The following is a 21,542-nucleotide window of genomic DNA, read 5'->3' as shown; positions in this document are numbered from 1 at the left end:
TACGGCGAGACCCGGATGTAGTTCTGGGCTTCGCTGATCATGATGCCCCAGGAGACCACCGGGCTCTTCAGGCCGATGCCCAGGAACGACAGCGTGGCCTCGGCGCCGATGAACGAGCCGACCATGATGGTGCCGTAGACCAGCAGCGGGGCCAGGCAGTTGGGCAGCAGGTGCTTGAGGATGATCCGGCCGGTGCCGGCGCCCAGGGCGCGGGCGGCGACGATGTAGTCGGCCTCCTTGGTGGCGAGCACCGAGGAGCGCATCAGCCGCATCACCACCGGCCAGCTCAGCACGCTCAGGGACAGGATGACCAGCCCCATGATCGTCCACTCGCCGTTGTCGGTGCCGGAGCCGTTGAACGTGGTCAGGATGACGATCGCGCCGAGCACGAACGGCAGGCCGAAGAAGATGTCCGCGACGCGGGAGAGCAGCGCGTCGACCCAGCCGCCGCGGTAGCCGGCGATGATGCCCATCGCGCCGCCGACGAGCAGGGTGAGCAGGGTGGACACGACGGCCACCACGATCGAGGCGCGGGCGCCGTAGATGGTGCGGGCGTAGACGTCGCGGCCCTGCACGTCGTAGCCGAACCAGGCCGACGACGACGGCTCGACCCGGCTGCGCTCCAGCGCGCCGTTGACCGCGTCGCCGGAGGTGAACAGCGACGGGAACGCGGCCATCACCAGGAAGAACACGATGAACGCCGCGGAGATCCAGAACAGCGGCTTGCGCCGCAGGTCGATCCACGCGTCACCGAGCAGGCCACGGGGCTTCTGCTGCTTGGCACTCTCCGGCAGGCCGGCGTTGGTGGGCGCGCCGGACCCGGCCTCGGTGGGCATGGTCGCGGGCGGCGTCGACACGATCGACGCGGTACTCGGGTCACTCATGCCCGCACCTCGCTGCGCTCGGCGCGGGCGTGGTTACCCGCGCAGACTGCTGGGACGATTCGTTCGCTGCGGCGGTCACTCATAGCGGATCCTCGGGTCGAGGGCGGCGTAGAGCAGGTCCACCAGCAGGTTCATCACGAGGTAGACGACCACCAGCACCACCACGATGCCGACAACGGTAGCGCTCTCCTTGGTGACGATCGAGCGGAGCACCTGGCGGCCGATGCCGTTGATGCCGAAGATGCCCTCGGTGACGATCGCGCCGCCCATCAGCGCGCCGAGGTCGGTGCCGAGCAGCGTGACCACCGGGATGAGCGAGTTGCGCAGCAGGTGCACGCCGACCACCCGGCGCATCGGGAGGCCCTTGGCGATCGCGGTGCGCACGTAGTCGGCCCGCCGGTTCTCGGCGATGCTCGTTCGCGCCACCCGGGCGATGTACGCCATCGAGGCGCTGCCGAGCACGAATCCGGGCACGATCAACTCGCTGAACCGCATCTCGTTGGAGACGGTCGGGTTGATGATGCCCCACTTGACGCCCAGCACCCACTGGAGCACGAAGCCGATGACGAAGACCGGCAGGGCGATCAGGAAGAGGGTGGAGACCAGGACCAGGTTGTCCAGGAAGCCGTTGCGTCGCAGACCGGTCAGGATGCCCGCGCCGAGACCGATCACGGCCTCGATGGCGAGGGCGACCACCGCCAGCTTCAGGGTGTTCGGGTACGACGTGGCGATGATGTCGCTGATCTCGCGACCGCCGAACGTGATACCGAAGTCACCCTGGAAAAGGTTCTTCATGTAGCTGGCGTACTGCACCCAGATCGAGTCGTCGAGATGATATTTCTCGGTCATCTGCGCCCGGAAGTTCGGCGGGCAGCCACGGTCGCCGCACTTGCCGGCGAAGGGGTCACCGGGCACCGACCAGACGAGCCAGTAGATCAGGAACGTCGTGCCGATGAACACCGGCACGAGTTGCAGCAGCCGTCTCAAGAGATAACGGCCCATGGGGTGGTCCTCCAGACAGGGAGCGCCGGGCACCCGACGCGGTGACGACAACGTGCGAGGGGTTTGTTGTACACCCCCTCGCGGAACGGCCCCGGGCCGGGCTCACCGGTGAGGCGAGCCCGACCCGGGGTCAGACCGTTCGGATCAGAGCTCGACCGAGGTGATGTCGAGCTCGCCGACGTTGGTCAGCTCCAGCTTCTTGATCTTCTCCGAGTGGCCGGACTGCTCGCCGCTGAAGTAGATCGGGATCGCCGGGACGTCCTGGTCGATCAGCTTGGTGGCCTCGGCGAACTTCTTGTGCGCCTCCTCGATGCTGGGGGCCGCGGAGGCCTCCTTGGCGAGGGCGTCCACCTGCGGGTTGCTGTACTTGCCGTCGTTCGAGGAACCACCGGTGACGTAGAGCGGGTTGATCCAGTTCTCGACGTCCGGGTAGTCCTGCTGCCAACCGGCGCGGTACATGCCGGTCATCTTGTAGTTGTTGATGTTGGCGCGGAAGACCGCGAAGGTCGGCACGCCGACCGCGACCGCGTCGATGCCCAGGTTGGTCTTGATCTGCTGCGCGACGGCCTCCATCCACTCCTTGTGGCTGGCGTCCGCGTTGTACGACAGGGTCAGCTTGCCCTGGAAGCCACCGGCCTCCTGGAGGAGCTGCTTGGCCTGGGCCGGGTCGAACTTGCAGGCGGTGCAGTCGCCCGGCGTGGCACCCGGGGTCAGCGGGTTGGCCCAGCTGTCGGCCGGCTTGCGGTTACCGAAGAAGATCTTGTCGGTGACGGCCTGCCGGTCGATGGAGAGCGAGATCGCCTTGCGCAGCTTCGCGTTGGTGAAGCGCTTGTCGTAGATCGGGAAGGCGATGATGCCGTTCGACGGGACGGTCGTCTGGATCGCCCGCTCGCCCAGGTCGGTCTTCCACTTGTCGCCGGCCAGCGACGAGACCGGGACCTGCTGCTGGAAGTCCAGGCTGCCGGAGAGCAGGTCGTTGTAGGCCGCCGTGTCGTCCTGGTAGATCTTGACGGTGACGTCCTTGATCTTCATCTTGTCGCGCAGGCTGTAGTCGTCGAAGCGGGTGAGCTTCAGCTCGACGTCGTCCTGCCAGGCGGTCAGCTTGGCCGGGCCGTTACCGATCGGCTTCTTGCCGAACTCCGCCGGGGTGGAGGAGAAGAACGCGTCCGGCAGCGGCATGAAGGCGCTGTAGCCGAGCTTGGTCGGGAACACGGCGGTCGGCGCGGCGAGGGTGACCTCGAAGTTCCAGTCGTCGACGACCTTGAGGCCGGACATCTCCTTGGCCTTCGGCTCCGGAGCCTTCTTCGGGCCGTCCGGGCCGTCCGGGTCCTCGGTGTAGACGTCGCCGAAGCCCTGGATGTCGGAGAAGAAGGAGGCGTTCTGCGCGCCGTTCGGCCCGTAGGCCGCCCAGTTCCAGGCCTTGACGAAGCTCTCGGCCTTGACGGTGGTGCCGTCGTGGAACTTGGTGTTCTGCTTGATCTTGATCTTGAAGACCTTCGAGTCGCTCGTGTCGATCGACTCGGCGAGCAGGTTCTGCGGCGCCCCACCGTTGTTGGGGTACTCGACCAGGCCGCTCCACACCCAGTCGATGATCTTTCCGCCACCGGTCTCGGTGGTGTTCGCCGGAATCAGGGGGTTCTCCGGCTGGGTGCCGTCGATGACGATGGCGCCGTCCGCGCTGGCGCCGGTGTCGCCACCGTCGTCGTTCCCGCTGGAGCAGCCGGATGCGATGAGCGCGAACGCCGCGCCCACCGCGAGCGCGCCGCTCGCCCGCTTCGAGACTCTCATTCCGAGGGGCCTCCTCTTTCTTAACCTGGTTCCGTCGTGGGTTTCACGCACGTGGGGGGTGACACCGCCGACGACCCGAACCACAGGACGCCGGTTTACCGCAGAGGAAATCGGGACACCCCAGGGGTACCGATCCGCCGGGCGCCACACCCTTCGACGAGGACACCGCGCAGGGTCGACGGCCACGAGGCGACGTGGGTAACGGCGTCACGTGATCGGCGGGCCCGACGAGATGCCTCACACCGGGGGGTGAGGTGCTGCCACTGTGACACCCACCGGCCCTTTCCGTGAAGGTGCCGTTATCAAGCCGTTAGTTGCTCGCCACGTTGCCGATACTTGAGAAAAGATCACAAACAGCGTGGATCGTACGGCTCTGAACAGGTAAGACGTGCCCACACCGATCGACACCGCCCAGCACCCCCGCCCCGGGGAGCGTGCCCAGGCCGGCGACGACACCGGCCGGGCGAGGACCCGACACGCATAGTTTTGTCCGTCCGGCCGATGGCACCTTCGGCTGTGCGGACATGGGTGCCGCCCGGGTGGACGAGGGGGTCGAGGACGCCGCGGCTCGTGGGCCTAGACCAGCCGGCGGTCGGCGGCCCACCGGGACAGCTCGTACCGGTTCGACATCTGGAGCTTGCGCAGCACGTTGGAGACGTGCGTCTCGACCGTCTTGATCGAGATGAACAGCTCCTTGGCGATCTCCTTGTACGCGTATCCCCGGGCGAGCAGCCGGAGCACCTCGCGCTCCCGGTTGGTGAGCTGGTCCAGCTCGGGGTCGGCGACCGGCGCATCGGGCCGGGACGCGAACGCGTCCAGCACGAACCCGGCCAGCCGCGGGCTGAACACGGCGTCGCCGTCGGCCACCCGCCGGATCGCGTCGGTCAGCTCCTCCGGCGAGATGGTCTTGGTGACGTAACCCCGGGCACCCGCCCGGATCAGACCGATCACGTCCTCGGCCGCGTCGGACACGCTCAGCGCCAGGAACTTCACCTGCGGGTGGGTCCGCCGCATCGCCTCCAGCACGGCGCGACCGCCACCGTCGGGCATGTGCACGTCGAGCAGCACCACGTCCGGCTGGACGGCGGCGATCCGGGTCACCGCCTCGGCCACCGAGCTCGCCTCGCCCACGACCTCGACCCGGGTGCCCAGCTCGGCGCGGACGCCGGCCCGGAACATGGCGTGGTCGTCGACGAGGAACACCCGCAGCGGCCCGCGCGGCGCCGCGCCCTCGACCGGTTCCTGCTCGGACATGGTCATCTGTCCCTTTCCGCCGTGGAGCCGGAGCCGCTGATCGGCAGGATCAGCCGGACCTCGGTCCCCTCTCCCGGCTCGGACCGGATCTCCGCCCGGCCGCCGTGTCGTTTCATCCGTCCGATGATCGAGCCCCGGACGCCGTGCCGGTGATTCTCCACCGTATCGGGGTCGAAGCCCTTGCCCCGGTCCCGGACGAAGACGCTGACCTGCTCCGGTTCCACCTCCGCGTAGAGCGACACGGTCCGCACCCCGGCGTGCCGGGCCGCGTTGACCAGCGCCTCGCGAGCGGCGGCGACCAGCGCGCCGACCCGCTCGTCGGTCTCCCGGTCGCCGACCACCACCGCCTCGACGGTGATCGCGAACGTGTCCTCCACCTCGGCGGCGGCCTGTTCGAGGGCGGCCGCGAAGCGCTCGGTCGGCGAGGCGGTCGGCTTGTAGAGCCAGTTGCGCAGCGAGCGCTCCTGGCCCCGGGCCAGCCGCTGCACCGTCTTGACGTCGCTGGCGTTGCGCTGGATCAGGGCGAGCGTGTGCAGCACCTGGTCGTGCACCATGGCGGCCAGCTCGGCCCGCTCCTGCTCGCGGATCCGCCCCTCCCGTTCCGAGCGGAGCTGATTCCAGGTGCGCCAGAGCACCGGGCCGGTCACCACGCCCACGCCGGCCAGCCCGACCAGCGCGAAGATGACGCCGTTGAGCACCGCGTCGAAGTTCTGCGCCGGCGAGTAGACAGCGGCCACGCCGATGATGCCGACCGCGACCAGCACCCCGCCGCCGATGAACCGGAGCACGAACGCCCGCCGGTCGCTCTCCTCCACCACCGCGCCCAACCAGGGCACCGCGGAGTCGCCCCACTGCCGGCGGCGCTCCGGCCCGGACTGGTGCCAGATCACGCCGGCGCCCACCGCGATGATCGCCACCAGCCACCCGGCGGTGCCGGCCGCGCCGACCGAGTCGAACGCGACCACCTGGAGCAGCAGCACGCCCAGCCCGATCGCCACGAACGGCAGCAGCTGGCTGAGGTCGCGGCGCGGCGGGGCGGCGGTGTCGCCGGGCCGGGGCGGGACCACCGCCCAGAAGGCGGCGTAGAGCAGCAGGCCGAGACCACTCAACCCGAGCAGCACCATGAACGCCACCCGGACCCGGAGCACCGGGATGCCCAGGTGCTCGGCGATGCCGGCGGCCACCCCGGCGCCCAACCGGTGCCCGGTGGCGCGGTAGAGACGCGGGGGATGCGGCGTGACGGTGCTGGTGATTTTCGGGCTCCCGGGTCGGCGCGGAGGTGCCGGCGACGGCCGACGACCCGATCGTCACACGGCGGGAGCGCCCCGGACCACGGGGACGCCCCGGACATTCACCATCGGCGGATCTCAGGGTGGGGTCAGGGTCGGTTCCTGAGGCCGTCCGGGCGGCCGGGGCAGCAGTATCGGAGGCATGACCGACGACGCTGCCCGTCCGCCCCGCCCCTGGGCGGCAGCACCTGACGACCCGCCACCGCCCCCGCCGGGGTCGGCATCCGCCGCCGACGAGAGGCCTCCGCCGCCTGGCGGCGCGCCGTTCGCCGATCCACCGCCCGGTGGGTACGCCCCACCGCCCGGCGCCGCCGGTTTCACCACCCGCTACGGGCTGGTCCGCCCGCGGGAGGGCCGCTACCTGGCCGGGGTGTGCGCGGCGGTCGGCCGGGCCACGAACACCGACCCGGTGCTCTGGCGCGTCCTGCTGGCCGTGCTCGGCTTCTTCGGCGGCATCGGGCTGCTGGTCTACCTCGCCGCGTGGCTGATCATCCCGGGCGAGGGGGACACCGCCTCGCCGGTGGAGTCGATGCTCGGGCGGGGCCGCTCCAGCATGTCCCCGATCACCGTCATCGTGCTCGGCATCGTGGTCGCGGTCGGTTTCGCGTACGTCGTCACCGACGGCTTCCGGGCCATCCTGCTGGGCGCGGTGATCCTGATCGGCGGCGCGCTGATGCTCAACCGCGAGCAGCGCGGCCTCGCGTCCCGGGCCGGGGCGGCACCGGGTCCGGTGCCGCCGGCCGCGCCCTGGGGCGGGCCGGCCGGCGCGTCCTGGCCCGGCGGGTACGCGACGGCGCCCGGAGCCGCCGCCTCCCCCCGTCCCGGCGAACCGGTCGAGGTCACACCGCCGGTGTGGCCCGCCGCCGCGCCCGGGGCGGGTTCACCGACCGACGTCCGGGGCGAGCCCGGCTACCCACCCGCGGCACCCACCCCGCACGAGCCCGGCTACCCGCCCATGCCACCCGGCACGACCGAGCCCGGCTACCCGCCCATGCCGTCCACCCTGCACGAGCCCGGCTATCCGGCGACGCCGCTGCCGGCCCCCGGCTGGCCCGCCGCAGCCGGTATCCGGCCGGTCCGGTCCGAGTCGGCGACCGGCGCGATGCCCGGGGTGACGTCGCCGGCCCGTGACACCGCCGCGTGGCCGACCTCCGGTCCCGCACCGGCCTGGCCCGCCGCGCCGACCACCGGCGCCCCGGTCGGCGAGCCGGCCGCCGTGCCGCCGCCCGCGCCGGTCGGCGCCCCGCTACCACCGGGCGGTTACCGTCCGCCGTTCGCCCCGCACGGCCCGTACGCCGGCCCGCCCCCGGCCCCGGCGCCCGCCCGGCCACCCCGTCCGCCGAAGCGACCGAAGGAGCGCTCCCCGCTCGGTGCGATCACCTTCTCGCTGATCTTCCTGGCGCTGGGCCTGGTGGCGATGCTCGACCTGCTGGACGTGTTCCCGGTCGGCGCCGCCGGCTACTTCGCCGCGGCGCTGGCCACCATCGGCCTCGGGCTGCTCGTGGGCACCTGGTTCGGCCGGGCGCGTTGGCTGATCGCTCTCGGTCTGGTGACCGCGGCGGCGCTCGGCGTCGCCACCGTCGCCGAGTCCTACGACCGGGTCCGGGGCATCGACGGCAACGTCACCTGGGCCCCGACCGACCGCCGCGACCTGGCCGACCGGTACGAGAACAACTTCGGTGACGCGGTGCTCGACCTACGCGGCATCGACTTCGACAAACAGGACATCCAGGTGACCGTCGACGTGAACCTCGGCAACGCGACAGTGGTCGTGCCGCCGAACGTGGACGTGACCACGGTGGCCGACGTCAACGCCGGCGAGGCGTCCGTCTTCGGCCGGCGCACCGGCGGGCTCAACGGCCGCCACTGGGAGAGCACCGATGCCGGCGCGGACGGCCCCGGCGGGGGCAGCCTGCGCCTCTACGTCCACCTGAACGCCGGAAATCTGGAGGTGACCCGGTGAAGGCCCACCGGACGGACATCGTGTCGTTCGCCTTCGGTCTCGTCTTCCTGGGGCTCGCGCTCTGGTGGCTGCTGGCCCGGATCCTCGGGCTGGCCGTGCCCCCGGTGGGCTGGTTCCTGGCCGGCGGGCTGGTCGTGATCGGCCTGCTCGGCCTGGTCGGCGCGCTGCGCTCGGTGCGCGGCCCGAACCAGCCCGCCCAGCCGGACGGGCCAGGCGAGCCGGGCCAGCCGGACCAGCCGGAGGCGACCGTGGCAGCGCCCTGGCGCGACGGCAGCCCGGCCGAGACCGCGACCCCCGTCGGGCCGGACGAGCCCCGGCGCGACGGCAGCCCTACCGGTGCCGCCACCCCCGTCGGGGCCGACGAGTGGCCCACCGACGCCATGGGCGACGTGTCCGTCCAGGCGCGCGAGGACGGGCCCGTCGACGGGCAACCGCGCTGGTCGCCGGCCGAGGAGCGACCGGTCCTCGAACCCGAGGACCGATCCGACCCGGTCACCCGCGAGCTGCCGCCGGTCGACGCGGAGACCGACGAACCACCCACCGGGCGGCGTACCTCCGGGGAGCCGCCGGTCTGACCGCGCCGGTGCGGCGGCTCAGCGACGCGGCCTATGCTGGTCGCGGGAGATCTCGCCGCTGCCGTCCGGTCCGTGCCACCCCGACCGGGCCCGGAGCTCCCGGTCCCGCCCTTTCCGGCCGGTCGGTCGCGACAGGCGGAGCGGTCCCCGTCCGTCTCTACCTCGTCAGGAGTTCATCCGACATGACCCAGTCCCCCGCCGTGCGCGTCACCGGTCCGTCCGGTGCGGTCCGCCTCGGCGAGCGCGCCGCCCGTACGCTCGTCGCCGAGTTCGCCCGGCGTAACGACTCGAAGGCCGGCCTGCTGGTCGGCGCGACGCCGGAGTCCGCGGTGCTGGCCGCCGCGATCGAGGCACTGCTCCCGGGCGACCGGCTGATCGTCGTGCCGGCGGAGGGAGCCGCCGCGGCGGCGCTACGCGAGCACGTGACCGCCCAGGGGCGCTGGGTCGCCGACCGGGTCCAGGTGATCGACACGCTCGCCGAGGCGGACGCCGCCGCGGTGGTGGTCGTCGCCGAGCCGTTCACCGGCACCGCCGACGAGGCCCGCGCCGCGGTGGAGGGGCTGTCCAAGTACCTCGCCGAGGGCGCGGTGCTGAGCGTCGCCGCGCCGCTGTTCCGCACCGAGGGGGCCGGCGCCGAGCTGGACCGGCAGGGCGTGCTGCACGGCGTCCGCACCGACGTGGTGCTGCGCAACTCCCCGCCGGTACGCGTGCACCACCTGCGCTTCACCCCGGCGCCCGCCGCGCTGGCCGCCTCGCTCTCGCCGGCGTACCGGCCGTCGAGCGTGCCGCTCAGCCGGCGGATGCACATCGACTCCAACGGGGTGGCCGCCGCCGGCATCACGCTCGGCCTGGCCGCGCTGGCCCGGGCCGCCCGGCCGAAGTCCAAGCTGTGGCTGCTGCCGGCGGTGGCGGCCGGCCCGGTGGCCGCGTTCTTCCGGGACCCGGAGCGGGACGTCCCGGAGGACCCGTCGGCAGTGGTCGCCTCGGCGGACGGCCAGGTGCTGTCCGTCCAGCGGCTGACCGACGAGCGCTTCGGCGACGGCGAGTGGCTGCGGATCGCGGTCTTCCTGTCGGTGCTGGACGTGCACGTCAACCGTGCGCCGGTGGCCGGCAAGGTGGTCGACTACTTCGTCGCCGACGGCGGGTTCGTCAACGCCATGAAGCCGGACGCCGAGCACAACGTGGCGGCGTACACGGTGCTGGACACCGACCGGGGCACGGTGGTCGTGGCCCAGCGCACCGGGCTGATCGCCCGCCGGATCGTGCAGCGCGCGCCGGTCGGCTCGCTGCTGGCGAAGGGCGAGCGGTTCGGTCTGATCCGGTTCGGCTCGCGCACCGACGTCTACCTGCCGGCCGACACCGCGGATCCGCTGGTCGGCCCCGGCGACAAGGTGGTCGGCGGGTCCACCGTCATCGCCCGCTGGCGCTGACGCCGGAGGCACACGACGAAGGGCGCCGCTCGCGAGCGGCGCCCTTCGTGTCGTACGTGTCGTCGGCTCAGGCGGCGCGACGCTGGTGCAGCCAGAGCAGCGGGCCGCTGACCAGGTAGCCCACCACCACGAGGGCGAAGGTGAGCCGGATGTCGACGAGCGCGCCGACCACCGGGACGAACCAGAGCCACGGCGGCAGCTTCAGCAGCCGGGCGAGCTTGGCGTAGGGGAAGCTCGACACCATGGCGAAGGCGAGCAGCGCCACGCCGGCGACCATGACCAGGCCGGGGACCGGCACGCCGATCGCCACGGTCAGGGCGAGCACCATGGCCGCCATGGTGGTGGGCACGCCGCAGAAGAAGCGGCCGTCCTTCGGCGAGACGTTGAACCGGGCGAGCCGGATGGCCGCGCACGCCGCGACCAGCGCGCAGGCGACCGCGGCGGCCGCCGGCGGCACCGAACCGGCCAGGGAGGCGTAGACCACCACCGGCGCGGCGAGGCCGAACGAGCACATGTCGGCGAGCGAGTCCATCTGCGCGCCGAACGGGCTGGCCACGCCGAGCTTGCGGGCAAGCGCGCCGTCGAGGCCGTCGAACGCGACGCACGCGATCAGGCAGACCGCGGCCAGCCGCACCTCGCCCTGCATGGCCAGGAAGATGGCCAGCATGCCGAGCATGAGGCTGCTCAGGGTGCACGCGTTGACCAGCGCGAACTTGGCGCGCCGGGCGGCGGTGCGCTCACCCGGCAGGAGCGGGATCGACATCGCCGGGGACTCGTCGACCGGCGCGGTCATGGGGAGCGCCGGGCTGATCGGGCGCACGGCTTCCACGTCGGCGTCGAAGCGGCCGTAGCGGATGCGCTGGCGGTCGGCGTAGCCCTGGCCGGGGGTGACCAGGTCGGACCCGGAACCGGCCAGGCCGTCGCGGCGGCCCACCCGGACCAGAAGCACCTGGCGGGCGAACGTGCTGCTGCGGCGCAACCGGCCCGCCCAGCGACGCCCTGCGGGGCGCGGACTGTCAGTCGTACGACGCCGGCGCCATGGGGCTCTCGGCACGTTTCCTCCATCACCGGATCGACTGGCCGCCCACGTCGGGGCGGGTGTCCGGCTGTCTCGTGCCGGACCTTTCGGGCCCGGCAGCCCATTTGCGGAGTACACCATTGCACAGGGGACAAGGGCTTGGGTATAGCTGCCGGCGGTACTTATAACTCCCTTAACCGCGCGAACCGCTCAATCATTCCCATCTCGGGCCTGAACGCCCACTTTCATCGGCCTGTCCCAACTCCTGACTGTACCGGAGGTGGCCCAGGGCGGCTCGGCGAGCGGTTCAGCTCACCCGCCGCCGGGTGGCCCGGACGGCCACGTCGGTCATCGACAGGCCGGCCACCTGGTCCCGGGTGAACCAGCCGGCCCGGGCGGTGGAGCCACCGGCCAGCTCGGTCACCACCGCCTCGGTCGGCACGTCCACCCGCACCCGGTAGATCACCCGGATGCCGTGCCAGTCCAGCGGTCGACCCTCCGGACCGAGCGCGGCCGGCGTGTGTCGGCTGTCCACGGCCAGCAGATCCACCACCCGACCCAGTTGACCGGCCTCCTCGACCAGCTCGCGGAGCAGCCCGGCGGCCGGCTGCTCGCCGTGGTCGGTCCCGCCTCCCGGCAGGTGCCAGCGGCCCGCGCCCGGATAGCCGTCGGCGATCATCGTGAGCAGCACCCGGTCGTCCGGATCGGTGACCAGCCCGTACGCGGCGAAGCGCACGCGGCGGTCGGCGGGCGGGCCGGCCGGGGCCGAGGGCAGGGGCCGGGGCAGGTCGGCCGGCAGCGGCGACACCGGCAGGCCGAGCAGTTCGGCGGTGAACGGCATCAGCGGGCGGGCCGCGGCCTCCTCGGCGCTGAACCAGCCGACCTCGTCGCTGCCGCCGGCCTCCTCGGGCCGCAGCCGCCCGCCCCGGGCCTCGACCTCGAAGATCAGCCGGTCGGTGTGCACCGCCACGCCGTCGGGCGGATGGACGGACACGTCGGCGACCGCGTCGGCGAGCCTGCCGACCGCCACCGTCAGCCCGGTCTCCTCGGCGAACTCGCGTACCACCGCGTCGGCCGGGTGCTCGGCGTGCTCGACCCCGCCCCCCGGAAGCTGCCACACCCCCGGATAGGGGCACCTAGGCCCGCCCCGCGCCAGCAGCACCCGCCCCTGCCCGTCGCGCAGAACCCCGAACGCCCCCACCCGCCGCCACTGCTCCACCCGCGCCTCCCCGCCCGTCGCTGCGTCGATCATGAGGTTAGCGGCCCCGGGGCGGACATCTCGTCCCGTCAACCTCATGATCACCGGGGAAGGGCCGGGCGGACGGTCAGAGCAGGTGGGCGGCCTGGACGGCCTCGGCGGTCACCTCGGTGAGGCGGTCGGTGGGGAGGGCGCCGAGTTCCTCGCGGCGGAACCAGCGGGCCTCGCAGGTGGAGCCGCCGACGTCCGCCACCGTGCACGGGGCGGGCTGGTCGACGACCACCCGGTAGAAGGCGCGCACGCCGTGCCAGTCGATCGGGTAGCCCTCCGGGCCGAGCGAGGCGGCGTCGCGGTGGCTCGCCACCCCGAGCAGCTCGACCAGACGGCCGGTCTGCCCGGTCTCCTCGACCAGTTCCCGGATCAGCGCCGCGGCGGGCTGCTCACCGTAGTCGGTGCCGCCGCCGGGCAGGTGCCAGCAACCGGCGCCCGGGTAGCCGTCGGAGACGCGGGTCAGCAGCACCCGCTCCTCCGGGTCGGTCACCACCGCGTAGGCGGCGAAGCGCTGCGCCCGGTGCAGCCCGTCCGGGCCGGGGACCGCGTAGAACGACGGGAACTCGGGGACCTCTTCCGGCACGACGTCGTCGGTCGAGGTGGGCAGGCCCAGGGCACGTGCGGTGAACGACCGCAGCGGCAGCTCCCGGGCCTCGTCGAGGGTGAACCAGCGGGCCAGGTCGGTGGGGCGGTCGACCCGTTCGGTGAGCGTCCCACCGCGCACCGACACGGTGTAGAGCAGGCGATCGGTGTGGATCGTGATGCGTCGCTCGGGCAGCGCCCGCATGTCGGCGAGCACGTCCTGCAGGCCGGCGACGGCGACCGAGAGCCCGGTCTCGGCCGCGGTCTCCCGGACGACGGTGTGCTTGGGGTCCTCACCATGGTCGACCGCCCCTCCCGGGAGGGACCAGGTGCCGGGGGTGCCGGAGCGCTCCGATGCGCGGACCAGCAACACTCGGCCGTTTGAATCAGCACAAACTGCGTATGCCGCGATCCTGCGCAGCGGCTCCAGCGAGGTGGTCACGGGAGCAAATTCTCCCCGGGCCGGGTTACCTCCATCGAAAAGAGTCAGATTCCTGACTCTTCGCTGGCGCCTCAGGGATGGATCAGGGTAGGCGTCCGGGCGGTCACCGAGGTCGCCCGGCGGACGGCGCGGGACCGTGGACACATGACCTCCACGAACCCCTCCCAGGCCCCGTACAAGCAGCTCCGCCGCCCGGTCAGCGACCGCATGATCGCCGGGGTGGCCAGCGGGCTCGGACGCTACTTCGCCCTCGACCCCACGCTGGTCCGGGTGGTCTTCGCGACCGCCACCGTGCTCACCGGCGGGCTGGCCGCGCTCGCGTACCCGATCATGTGGTTCCTGATGCCCGAGGAGCCGGCCGGCGCACCCGCCTGGCCGCACCCGCCGGGCACCGCGCCCGGGTGGCCGCCGGTCCCGCCGGCCGGGCCCGGCACTCAGGCCGGGCCGCCGCCGGCCGCGTGACCCGGCGTCACTCCCACTCGATGGTGCCCGGCGGCTTGCTGGTCACGTCCAGGACCACCCGGTTGACCTCGGCGACCTCGTTGGTGATCCGGGTGGAGATCCGGGCCACCACGTCGTAGGGCAGCCGGGACCAGTCGGCGGTCATCGCGTCCTCGCTGGAGACCGGGCGCAACACCACCGGGTGGCCGTAGGTGCGCCCGTCGCCCTGCACGCCGACGCTGCGGACATCGGCCAGCAGCACCACCGGGAACTGCCAGACCCCCCGGTCCAGGCCCGCCGCGGTCAGCTCCTCCCGGGCGATCAGGTCGGCCTTGCGGAGCACGGCGAGGCGCTCCTCGTCGACCGCGCCGATGATCCGGATGGCCAGGCCCGGGCCGGGGAACGGGTGCCGCCACACCATCGCCTCGGGCAGCCCCAGCTCCAGACCGATCGTGCGGACCTCGTCCTTGAACAGCGTGCGCAGCGGCTCGACCAGGGAGAACTTCAGATCCTCGGGCAGACCGCCGACATTGTGGTGGCTCTTGATGTTGGCGGTGCCGGTGCCGCCACCGGACTCCACCACGTCCGGGTAGAGCGTGCCCTGCACCAGGAACTCGACGTCGCCGTGCGCGGCGATCTCCCGGGCGGCGGCCTCGAAGACCCGGATGAACTCCCGCCCGATGATCTTGCGCTTCTGTTCCGGATCGGTCACCCCGGCGAGCGCGCCGAGGAACCGCTCCCGGGCGTCGACCACCTTGAGCGTGATGCCGGTCGCCGCCACGTAGTCCTTCTCCACCTGCTCGGCCTCGCCGGCCCGCAGCAGACCGTGGTCGACGAAGACGCAGGTGAGCTGGTCGCCCACCGCCCGGTGCACCAACGCCGCCGCGACCGCCGAGTCGACGCCGCCGGAGAGGCCGCAGATGACCTCCTTGTCGCCGACCTGCTCACGGATCCTGGCGACCTGCTCGTCGATGATGCCCTCGGGCGTCCAGGTCGGCGCGACGCCCGCGATGTCGTAGAGGAAGCGGGTCAGCATCTCCTGCCCGTGCGCGGTGTGCCCCACCTCCGGGTGGAACTGCACGCCGGCCCGCCGGCCGGCCAGGTCCTCGAACGCGGCCACCGGAGCGCCCGCCGACTCGGCGGTCACCGTGAAGCCGGCCGGCGCCTCGGTCACGCAGTCGCCGTGGCTCATCCAGACCGGCAGGTCGGCCGGCAGGTCGCGGAGCAGCACGCCGGGCTCGGTCAGGCGCGGACGCAGCGGGGTGCCGCCGTACTCGCGGTTGCCGGTGCGCGACACCGTGCCGCCGAGCGCCTGGGCCATCGCCTGGAAGCCGTAGCAGATGCCGAAGACCGGCACGTCGGCGTCGAACACGCCGGCGTCGATCTGCGGCGCCTCCGGGGCGTAGACGCTGGCCGGACCGCCGGACAGGATGATCGCGGCCGGGTTCTTCGCCAGCATCTCGGACACCGGCATGGAATGCGGGACGATCTCCGAGTAGACCTTGGCCTCGCGGACGCGGCGCGCGATGAGCTGGGCGTACTGGGCTCCGAAGTCCACCACGAGGACGGGGCGAGGCGTGCTCATGTGCGCAAAGCCTACCGACAGTCACCGGCCGCGCGGACGCGCCCCGGCGGTGTCGTGGCTCGAATGTGTTAACAAGGGGCCCCGCCTCTACCGGAGGCGTTAAGAAGGGCCCCTTCCTTTCACCTCAGCGCGGCGGGGGCGTGCGGGGGGACGGCGGGATTGCGCGGCGGCACCGGCGCCACCCGGGTGTACGGGGAGCCGGGCGCCGGGCGTGGGTCGGCCTCGCCCCTGTTGGGCCAGAACGACATGGCGCGCTCGGCCTGCGCGGTGATCGTCAGCGACGGGTTGACGCCCAGGTTCGCCGAGACCGCCGCGCCGTCCACCACGTGCAGCCCCGGGTGGCCGTACACCCGGTGCCACGGGTCGACCACGCCGTCGGCGGGGGTGGCGCCGATCACCGCCCCGCCGAGGATGTGCGCGGTCATCGGGATGTTGAACGGCTCGGTCACGGCGCCACCAGGGGTGCCGTCGATCTCCTCGGCGAGCAGCCGGACCGCCTCGTTGCCGGCCGGGATCCAGGTCGGGTTGGGCGCGCCGTGACCGGGGCCGGAGACCAGGCGACGACCCCGCCAGCGGGTGGTCAGCGAGTTGTCGACCGACTGCATGACCAGCGCGATGACGGTGCGCTCGGACCAGCCGCGCACGGACAGCATCCGCGCGGCCAGCCCCGGCTGCCGGACGATGCTGCCCAGCCAGCGCCGGACCCGGTGCGGCCCGCCGTCGACGAGCAGCGACTGGAGCAGGCCCATCGCGTTGGAGCCCTTGCCGTAGCGGACCGGCTCGATGTGGGTCTGCGGGTCGGGATGGAACGAGCTGGTGATCGCCACCCCCTCGGAGAAGTCCAGGCCACGCCGCCGGGCCGCCCCGGATCCCACCGACGCGCCGAGGATCGCCTCCGAGTTGGTCCGGGTCAGCTCGCCCAGCTTCGGCGAGAGCGCCGGCAGCGCGCCGGTCGCCTTCATCTCGTGCAGCAGCCGCTGGGTGCCGAGCGCGCCGGCCGCGAAGACCACCTGGTCGGCGTGGATCACCGCGCGGCGCTTGCGCAGCCACGCCCCGGTGCGCTCGGTGTGCACCGCGTAGCCGCCGGCCTCCGCCGGCCGCACGGCGGTGACGGTGGTCAGCGGGTGCACCTGCGCGCCGAGCCGCTCGGCGAGCCAGAGGTAGTTCTTGACCAGCGTGTTCTTGGCGCCGTGCCGGCAGCCGGTCATGCACGAGCCGCAGTGGCTGCACCCGGTGCGGTCGGGCCCGACGCCGCCGAAGTAGGGGTCCGCCACCCGCTGCCCGGGCCGGCCGATGTGCACGCCGACCGGGGTCGGGTGGAAGGTGTGCGCCACCCCCATCCGCTCGGCCACCGCCCGCATCGCCCGGTCCGCGCCGGTGTCGATCGGGTACGTGGTGACGCCGAGCATCCGCTTCGCCTGGTCGTAGTGGCGGGCCAGCTCGTCGCGCCAGTCGGTGATGTCCCGCCACTGCGGGTCGGCGTAGAACGCGTCCAGCGGCTCGTAGAGCGTGTTCGCGTAGACCAGCGACCCGCCGCCGACCCCGGCGCCGGAGAGCACCATCACCCCGCCGCCGGCCTTCCGGTCGGCGGAGCGGAGCAGGGTGATCCGTTGCAGCCCGAAGCAGCCGAGCTTCGGCGCCCAGAGGAACCGCCGCGCCTGCCAGGACGTCTTCGGGAACTCGTCGTCGGCGAAGCGCCGGCCGGCCTCCAGGACGCCCACCGAGTAGCCCTTCTCGGCCAGCCGGAGCGCGGTGACGCTGCCGCCGAAGCCCGAACCGATGACGACCACGTCGTAGCGCATGAACGCATCATTACCGACGGGTAGCTATGGCGCCAGCACGACTTTTTCGCAGATCATGCAGAGCGCTCCGACCGCCGGTGCAACCTTCGGCGGCACCGGACGCGTCGAATCCCACGGGAGAGGAAAGAACGCGTGACGAGACGACGCCTGCTCGGCCTGGCCGCCCTGGTGGCGGCGCTGCTGGTCGCCGGCGGCACGGTGGTGACCACCCGACTGGTCGGCCACCACGCGCCGACCCGGGCCGCCGCGCCGGCCACCTCGTCACCCGGCTCCCCCACGCCGGCGCCGACCACGGCCAGCCCGACGCCGCCGCCCGGCGCCGACCTGACCGGCCCGCTCAACCTGATGCTCGTCGGCGTCGACACCCGGGTCAGCATCCCCGGGTGGGAGCCGCACGCCGACGCCGTGCTGGTGCTGCACGTCCCCGCCGGGCTGGACCGGGCGTACCTGTTCTCCCTCCCCCGCGACCTGGTGGTCGACATCCCGGCCTTCCCGAAGGCCCGCTACCCCGGCGGGAAGACGAAACTCACCCACGCGATGAGCTACGGCAGCCGGGTGCCGGGCGACAAGGCCCACCCCAGCGCCGCCCAGGGCTACGAGCTGCTGCGCACCACCGTCTCCCGCTACACCGGGCTGCGCATCGACGCCGGCGCGGTGATCACCTTCGGCGGCTTCGACAAGCTCGTGGACACGCTCGGCGGCGTCGACCTCTACGTCGACCAGAAGGTCGCCTCCAAGCACCGCCGGCCGGACGGGAAGATGCGCCCGCTGGGCGGGGGCGGCTACACCGGGCCGCAGATGGTCTACCAGAAGGGCGACCGGCACCTGGTCGGCTGGCAGGCGCTGGACTACGCCCGGCAGCGCTACACCGCCGGCGGCGACTACACCCGGCAGCGGCACCAGCAGCAACTGCTCCGCGCGCTCGCCCGCAAGCTGCTCGACCAGGGCGCGCCCCGCGACCCGCAGCGGGTCGAGCAGGTGGTCGCCGCGCTCGGCAAGACCCTGGTGTACGTCGGCGGCGGGCGGAAGCTCGTCGACTTCGGGTACGCCCTGGGTGGCCTGCCGGCGGACCGGATCACCCTGGTCGGGCTGCCCGGCACCGGGGTGGGCAGCGGTGGGGCGTACCGGGGCGAGCAGCTCCAGAAGCCGGGCCGCGACTTCCTCACCGCGCTGCGCGGCGGCAAGGCCGACGCGTTCCTGGCCGCCCACCCGTCCCTGCGCGTGAAGACCTGAGGTGTCGAGCGGGGCCCGCCCTACTTCACTTTCGGTGCGGGGGGTCGTTCGGTGCCGAACAGCCAGGCGTCGAAGAGCTTGTCCAGCTTCTTGCCGGACACCCGCTCCGCCACCGCCACGAAGTCCGCGGTGGTGGCGTTGCCGTTCTTCCGCTCCGCCGCCCAGGTCTTCAGGACGGTGAAGAACGCGGTGTCGCCCACCGCCAGCCGCAACGCGTGCACGGTCATCGCACCGCGCTCGTAGACGGACCGGCCGAACAGGTTCTCCACCCCCGGCTTGCCCGGCGGCGTCCGCCACACCAGGCCCGACGCCGCGGCGTACGTCTGCTCGAACGTACGCTGGACGGTCGACGACCCGCTGTGCTCGGCCCACAGCCACTCCGCGTACGTGGCCAGCCCTTCGTTGAGCCAGATGTCCTGCCAGCGCTGGATCGAGACGCTGTCGCCGTACCACTGGTGGGCCAGCTCGTGCGCCACCACGTCGGTGTTGTCGCCCCGCCGGAAGAAGCTGGCGGCGTAGACCGGCCGGGCCTGCGTCTCCAGCGCGTACCGGATCCGGTCGTCGGCCACCACCACGCCGCCGTACGCGTCGAACGGGTACGGCCCGAAGATGCTCTCCAGGTAGTCGGCGACCTCGACGGTGCGGGCGATCGAACGGTCCGGCGCGCCGCCCTCGGGCAGCTGCGCGGCGACCGCGCTGAAGACCGGCCGTCCCTTGTGCTCGGCGGTGGTGACCCGGAACTTGCCGATCGCCACCATGCTCAGGTAGCTGGCCATCGGCGAGCCCTCCGCCCAGCGCCAGGTGGTCCAGTCACCGGCCGTCGACTTCCCCTTCGGCACCCCGTTGGAGACCGCCGTGAGCCCCTTCGGCACGGTGACCTCGACGTCGTAGGTGGCCTTGTCCGACGGGTGGTCGTTGACCGGGAACCAGGTGCTCGCCGACTCCGGCTGGCCGAGCGCGATCGCCCCGTCGGTGGTGTGCAGCCAGCCGCCCTCGCCGAGCGCCTCGGTGCGCAGGGCCGCCGGCCTGCCGTCGTACCGGATCTCGGTGACGAAGCCGTTGCCGGAGGTGAGGCCGGTGGCGGGCGTGACGACCAGCTCGTCGTCGGTGCGGGCGTGCCGGGCCGCGGCGCCGTCCACGGTGACCGAGCGGACCGTCAGCCCGGCCAGGTCCAGGTTGAAGGCGGACAGGTCGGCGGTCGCGGTGGCCCGTACCGTGGTGGTGCCGGTCAGCTTGTCGGTCTCCGGGTCGTAGCGCACCTTGATCGTGTAGTTCGCGACGTCGTAGCCGCCGTTGCCGTAGCTCGGGAAGTAGCTGTCGCCGACGCCGGCCGCCCCGGGCGCGAAGCTTCGGGTGGCGGTCGGGCCGGGCTCGGTGGGCGCCGCCGCGCTCCGGTCCGGCTCGGCCGATCCGCAGCCGGCCAGCAGCAGCGTCCCGCAGGCCAGCAGCCCGAGCCGTCGTCGTCCGCCGCGCCGCGCCATCGCCTCGATCCCTCCCGGGGCCCGAACGGCGGCCCTGCCCGCGGGCCGTTCCGCCCGCGGCAGCCTACCGAGTGTCGATCACGTCCGCGTCACGGCAGGCCCGGCGGCGTCGCCCCGATCAGCCAGGTGTCCAGGAGCGCGCGCAGCGGCCGGCCGGCGGCCCGTTCCGCGTACCCGATGAAGTCCGCGGTGGTGGCGTTGCCGTCGCGGCGCTGCGCCAGCCACCCACGCAGGACGCGGTAGAACGTCTCGTCGCCGAGCGCGCGGCGCAGCGCGTGCACCGCGAGCGCGCCCCGCTGGTAGACCGCGTCGCCGAACATCCCGGCCCGGCCCGGGTCGACCGACGGCTTCGACCAGTCGGTGGCGGCGTAGCGGTCGGCGACGGTCCGCGCCACGCTCCGCCCGCCGTCGTGTTCGGCCCAGAGCCATTCGGCGTACGTGGCGAAGCCCTCGTTGAGCCAGATGTCGCCCCACCGGGCCACCGACACGCTGTCGCCGAACCACTGGTGGGCCAGCTCGTGCGCGACCACCTCGGTGTTCGGCCGACCGCTGCGGAAGAAGCCCGGCCCGTAGACCGGGCGGGTCTGGGTCTCCAGCGCGTACCGGATCCGGTCGTCGGCGACCGCCACCCCGCCGTACGCGTCGAACGGGTACGGCCCGAAGCGGGCGGCCAGGAAGTCGGCGACCTCGCCGGTGCGGGCGATCGACGCGGCTGCCGGCCCGTCCGCGGGCAGCGCCGCGGCGACGGCGGTGACCAGCGGCTTGCCGGCGTGCGTGCCGGTGGCGACCCGGTAGTCGCCGATCACCAGCGTGGTCAGGTAGCTGGCCATCGGCGAGCGCTCGGACCAGCGCCAGGTGGTCCGGCCGCCAGCGCTCGACCGGCCCTTCGGTACCCCGTTGGAGAGCGCGGCGAGCCCGTCCGGCACGGTGACCGCGACGTCGTAGGTGGCCTTGTCCGACGGGTGGTCGTTGACCGGGAACCAGGTGCTGGCCGACTCCGGCTGGCCGAGCGCGATCGCCCCGTCCGGCGTGTGGTGGAACCCGCCGTCGCCCAGCTCGGCGGCGGGCAGCGGCCGGGGCACCCCGCCGTACGCCACCTCGACGGTGAACCGCTTCCCGGCCGGCAGCCCACGCGCCGGCGTCACGACCAGCTCCGCGCCGTCGTGCCGGTGCTTCGCCGGCTCACCGTCGACCCGGACCCGGTCCACGGTGAGGCCGGCCAGGTCGAGCTGGAACCGCGACAACGCCTGGGTGGCGGTGACGGTCAGCGTGGCCGTGCCGGTGAGCCGGTCGTCCGCCGGCTCGTAGCGGACGTCCAGCGCGTAGTGCCCGACGTCGTAGCCGCCGTTGCCGGCCCCCGGCACGTACGGGTCACCGGCGTCCGCGGCACCGGGCCGGAACCCGTCGCCGTCGTCGCCGCCCGTGCACCCGCCGACGGCGAGCGCCGCCGCCGCCACGACCGCCGTCCACACCCGCCTGTGCGCCATCCCCCGACCCTAGGTGACCGGCGGCGCCGGCCGGTGG

At 73.0% G+C, this 21,542-nt stretch carries 17 protein-coding genes; 5 read left to right on the top strand and 12 right to left on the bottom strand.

Going from position 1 to position 21,542, the window contains the following annotated elements:
* The 5 genes from GA0070213_RS19215 to GA0070213_RS19195 all read right to left on the bottom strand — a co-directional run.
* The coding region (locus GA0070213_RS19215) for an ABC transporter permease (RefSeq protein ID WP_091066170.1) at positions 1-884 on the bottom strand (884 nt) is incomplete at its 3' end.
* Between the two features lie 75 nt (positions 885-959).
* Positions 960-1,886 (bottom strand): ABC transporter permease, encoded by a 927-nt coding sequence (locus GA0070213_RS19210; RefSeq protein WP_091066079.1) that lies wholly within the window; start codon positions 1,884-1,886, stop codon positions 960-962.
* Positions 1,887-2,030: 144 nt separating this feature from the next.
* Positions 2,031-3,674 carry a peptide ABC transporter substrate-binding protein gene (locus GA0070213_RS19205; protein ID WP_091066076.1) on the bottom strand — a complete coding sequence of 548 codons (1,644 nt, stop codon included), beginning with the start codon at positions 3,672-3,674 and terminating at the stop codon, positions 2,031-2,033.
* 576 nt (positions 3,675-4,250) lie between these two features.
* Positions 4,251-4,928 (bottom strand): response regulator, encoded by a 678-nt coding sequence (locus GA0070213_RS19200; protein ID WP_091066167.1) that lies wholly within the window; start codon positions 4,926-4,928, stop codon positions 4,251-4,253.
* 2 nt (positions 4,929-4,930) lie between these two features.
* Complete coding sequence (locus GA0070213_RS19195) at positions 4,931-6,181, bottom strand: ATP-binding protein (RefSeq protein ID WP_091066072.1); 1,251 nt, start codon at positions 6,179-6,181, stop codon at positions 4,931-4,933.
* A gap of 178 nt (positions 6,182-6,359) precedes the next feature.
* Between GA0070213_RS19195 and GA0070213_RS19190 the strand changes: the two genes are divergently transcribed.
* The 3 genes from GA0070213_RS19190 to GA0070213_RS19180 all read left to right on the top strand — a co-directional run bounded on the left by GA0070213_RS19190 (position 6,360) and on the right by GA0070213_RS19180 (position 10,185).
* On the top strand, positions 6,360-8,180 hold the full coding sequence (locus GA0070213_RS19190; protein ID WP_091066069.1) for a PspC domain-containing protein: 1,821 nt from the start codon (positions 6,360-6,362) through the stop codon (positions 8,178-8,180).
* The gene (locus tag GA0070213_RS19185) at positions 8,177-8,755 is read left to right on the top strand and encodes a hypothetical protein (RefSeq protein ID WP_091066066.1); all 579 of its coding nucleotides are present in this window, start codon (positions 8,177-8,179) and stop codon (positions 8,753-8,755) included. Before GA0070213_RS19190 ends, GA0070213_RS19185 begins: the two co-directional genes overlap by 4 nt.
* A 182-nt stretch (positions 8,756-8,937) precedes the next feature.
* Positions 8,938-10,185 carry a phosphatidylserine decarboxylase gene (locus GA0070213_RS19180; RefSeq protein ID WP_091066062.1) on the top strand — a complete coding sequence of 416 codons (1,248 nt, stop codon included), beginning with the start codon at positions 8,938-8,940 and terminating at the stop codon, positions 10,183-10,185.
* A gap of 67 nt (positions 10,186-10,252) precedes the next feature.
* Here GA0070213_RS19180 and GA0070213_RS19175 read toward each other — a convergent pair whose 3' ends face one another.
* The 3 genes from GA0070213_RS19175 to GA0070213_RS19165 all read right to left on the bottom strand — a co-directional run bounded on the left by GA0070213_RS19175 (position 10,253) and on the right by GA0070213_RS19165 (position 13,476).
* Positions 10,253-11,164 (bottom strand): CDP-alcohol phosphatidyltransferase family protein, encoded by a 912-nt coding sequence (locus GA0070213_RS19175; RefSeq protein ID WP_091066057.1) that lies wholly within the window; start codon positions 11,162-11,164, stop codon positions 10,253-10,255.
* A 346-nt stretch (positions 11,165-11,510) separates the two neighbouring features.
* Entirely contained in the window at positions 11,511-12,455 is a 945-nt protein-coding gene (locus tag GA0070213_RS19170) for an NUDIX hydrolase (protein ID WP_425412843.1), read from the bottom strand.
* A 73-nt stretch (positions 12,456-12,528) separates the two neighbouring features.
* Complete coding sequence (locus GA0070213_RS19165) at positions 12,529-13,476, bottom strand: NUDIX hydrolase (RefSeq protein WP_091066054.1); 948 nt, start codon at positions 13,474-13,476, stop codon at positions 12,529-12,531.
* A gap of 144 nt (positions 13,477-13,620) precedes the next feature.
* Between GA0070213_RS19165 and GA0070213_RS19160 the strand changes: the two genes are divergently transcribed.
* The gene (locus GA0070213_RS19160) at positions 13,621-13,938 is read left to right on the top strand and encodes a PspC domain-containing protein (RefSeq protein WP_091066049.1); all 318 of its coding nucleotides are present in this window, start codon (positions 13,621-13,623) and stop codon (positions 13,936-13,938) included.
* A 7-nt stretch (positions 13,939-13,945) separates the two neighbouring features.
* On the opposite strand, the gene guaA is transcribed toward GA0070213_RS19160, so the two are convergent.
* Positions 13,946-15,502 carry a glutamine-hydrolyzing GMP synthase gene (guaA, locus tag GA0070213_RS19155; protein ID WP_091066045.1) on the bottom strand — a complete coding sequence of 519 codons (1,557 nt, stop codon included), beginning with the start codon at positions 15,500-15,502 and terminating at the stop codon, positions 13,946-13,948.
* 119 nt (positions 15,503-15,621) lie between these two features.
* Positions 15,622-17,304, bottom strand: a complete 1,683-nt coding sequence (locus GA0070213_RS19150; protein WP_091066041.1) for an FAD-dependent oxidoreductase — start codon at positions 17,302-17,304, stop codon at positions 15,622-15,624.
* Between the two features lie 132 nt (positions 17,305-17,436).
* Here GA0070213_RS19150 and GA0070213_RS19145 point away from each other — a divergent pair, with 132 nt between their 5' ends.
* The gene (locus tag GA0070213_RS19145; protein WP_091066038.1) at positions 17,437-18,537 is read left to right on the top strand and encodes an LCP family protein; all 1,101 of its coding nucleotides are present in this window, start codon (positions 17,437-17,439) and stop codon (positions 18,535-18,537) included.
* Positions 18,538-18,557: 20 nt separating this feature from the next.
* On the opposite strand, the gene GA0070213_RS19140 is transcribed toward GA0070213_RS19145, so the two are convergent.
* Both GA0070213_RS19140 and GA0070213_RS19135 read right to left on the bottom strand, forming a co-directional pair.
* Positions 18,558-20,018 (bottom strand): M1 family metallopeptidase, encoded by a 1,461-nt coding sequence (locus tag GA0070213_RS19140; RefSeq protein ID WP_091066034.1) that lies wholly within the window; start codon positions 20,016-20,018, stop codon positions 18,558-18,560.
* A gap of 89 nt (positions 20,019-20,107) precedes the next feature.
* Entirely contained in the window at positions 20,108-21,505 is a 1,398-nt protein-coding gene (locus GA0070213_RS19135; RefSeq protein WP_091066030.1) for a M1 family metallopeptidase, read from the bottom strand.
* Between the last annotated feature and the right edge of the window lie 37 nt (positions 21,506-21,542).

This window comes from Micromonospora humi, assembly GCF_900090105.1.
Lineage (GTDB): Bacteria > Actinomycetota > Actinomycetes > Mycobacteriales > Micromonosporaceae > Micromonospora > Micromonospora humi.
The sequence above is the reverse complement of the archived record's forward strand: the minus strand, read 5'-3'. Positions and strand labels throughout refer to the sequence as shown.

Excerpts from the sequence above, each read along its gene's own strand:
- GA0070213_RS19135 (WP_091066030.1), bottom strand. The coding sequence starts at position 21,505 with ATGGCGCACAGGCGGGTGTGGACGGCGGTCGTGGCGGCGGCGGCGCTC.
- GA0070213_RS19200 (WP_091066167.1), bottom strand. The coding sequence starts at position 4,928 with ATGTCCGAGCAGGAACCGGTCGAGGGCGCGGCGCCGCGCGGGCCGCTG.
- GA0070213_RS19160 (WP_091066049.1), top strand. The coding sequence starts at position 13,621 with ATGACCTCCACGAACCCCTCCCAGGCCCCGTACAAGCAGCTCCGCCGC.
- GA0070213_RS19170 (WP_425412843.1), bottom strand. The coding sequence starts at position 12,455 with ATGATCGACGCAGCGACGGGCGGGGAGGCGCGGGTGGAGCAGTGGCGG.
- GA0070213_RS19205 (WP_091066076.1), bottom strand. The coding sequence starts at position 3,674 with ATGAGAGTCTCGAAGCGGGCGAGCGGCGCGCTCGCGGTGGGCGCGGCG.
- GA0070213_RS19210 (WP_091066079.1), bottom strand. The coding sequence starts at position 1,886 with ATGGGCCGTTATCTCTTGAGACGGCTGCTGCAACTCGTGCCGGTGTTC.
- guaA (WP_091066045.1), bottom strand. The coding sequence starts at position 15,502 with ATGAGCACGCCTCGCCCCGTCCTCGTGGTGGACTTCGGAGCCCAGTAC.
- GA0070213_RS19190 (WP_091066069.1), top strand. The coding sequence starts at position 6,360 with ATGACCGACGACGCTGCCCGTCCGCCCCGCCCCTGGGCGGCAGCACCT.
- GA0070213_RS19150 (WP_091066041.1), bottom strand. The coding sequence starts at position 17,304 with ATGCGCTACGACGTGGTCGTCATCGGTTCGGGCTTCGGCGGCAGCGTC.
- GA0070213_RS19180 (WP_091066062.1), top strand. The coding sequence starts at position 8,938 with ATGACCCAGTCCCCCGCCGTGCGCGTCACCGGTCCGTCCGGTGCGGTC.
- GA0070213_RS19140 (WP_091066034.1), bottom strand. The coding sequence starts at position 20,018 with ATGGCGCGGCGCGGCGGACGACGACGGCTCGGGCTGCTGGCCTGCGGG.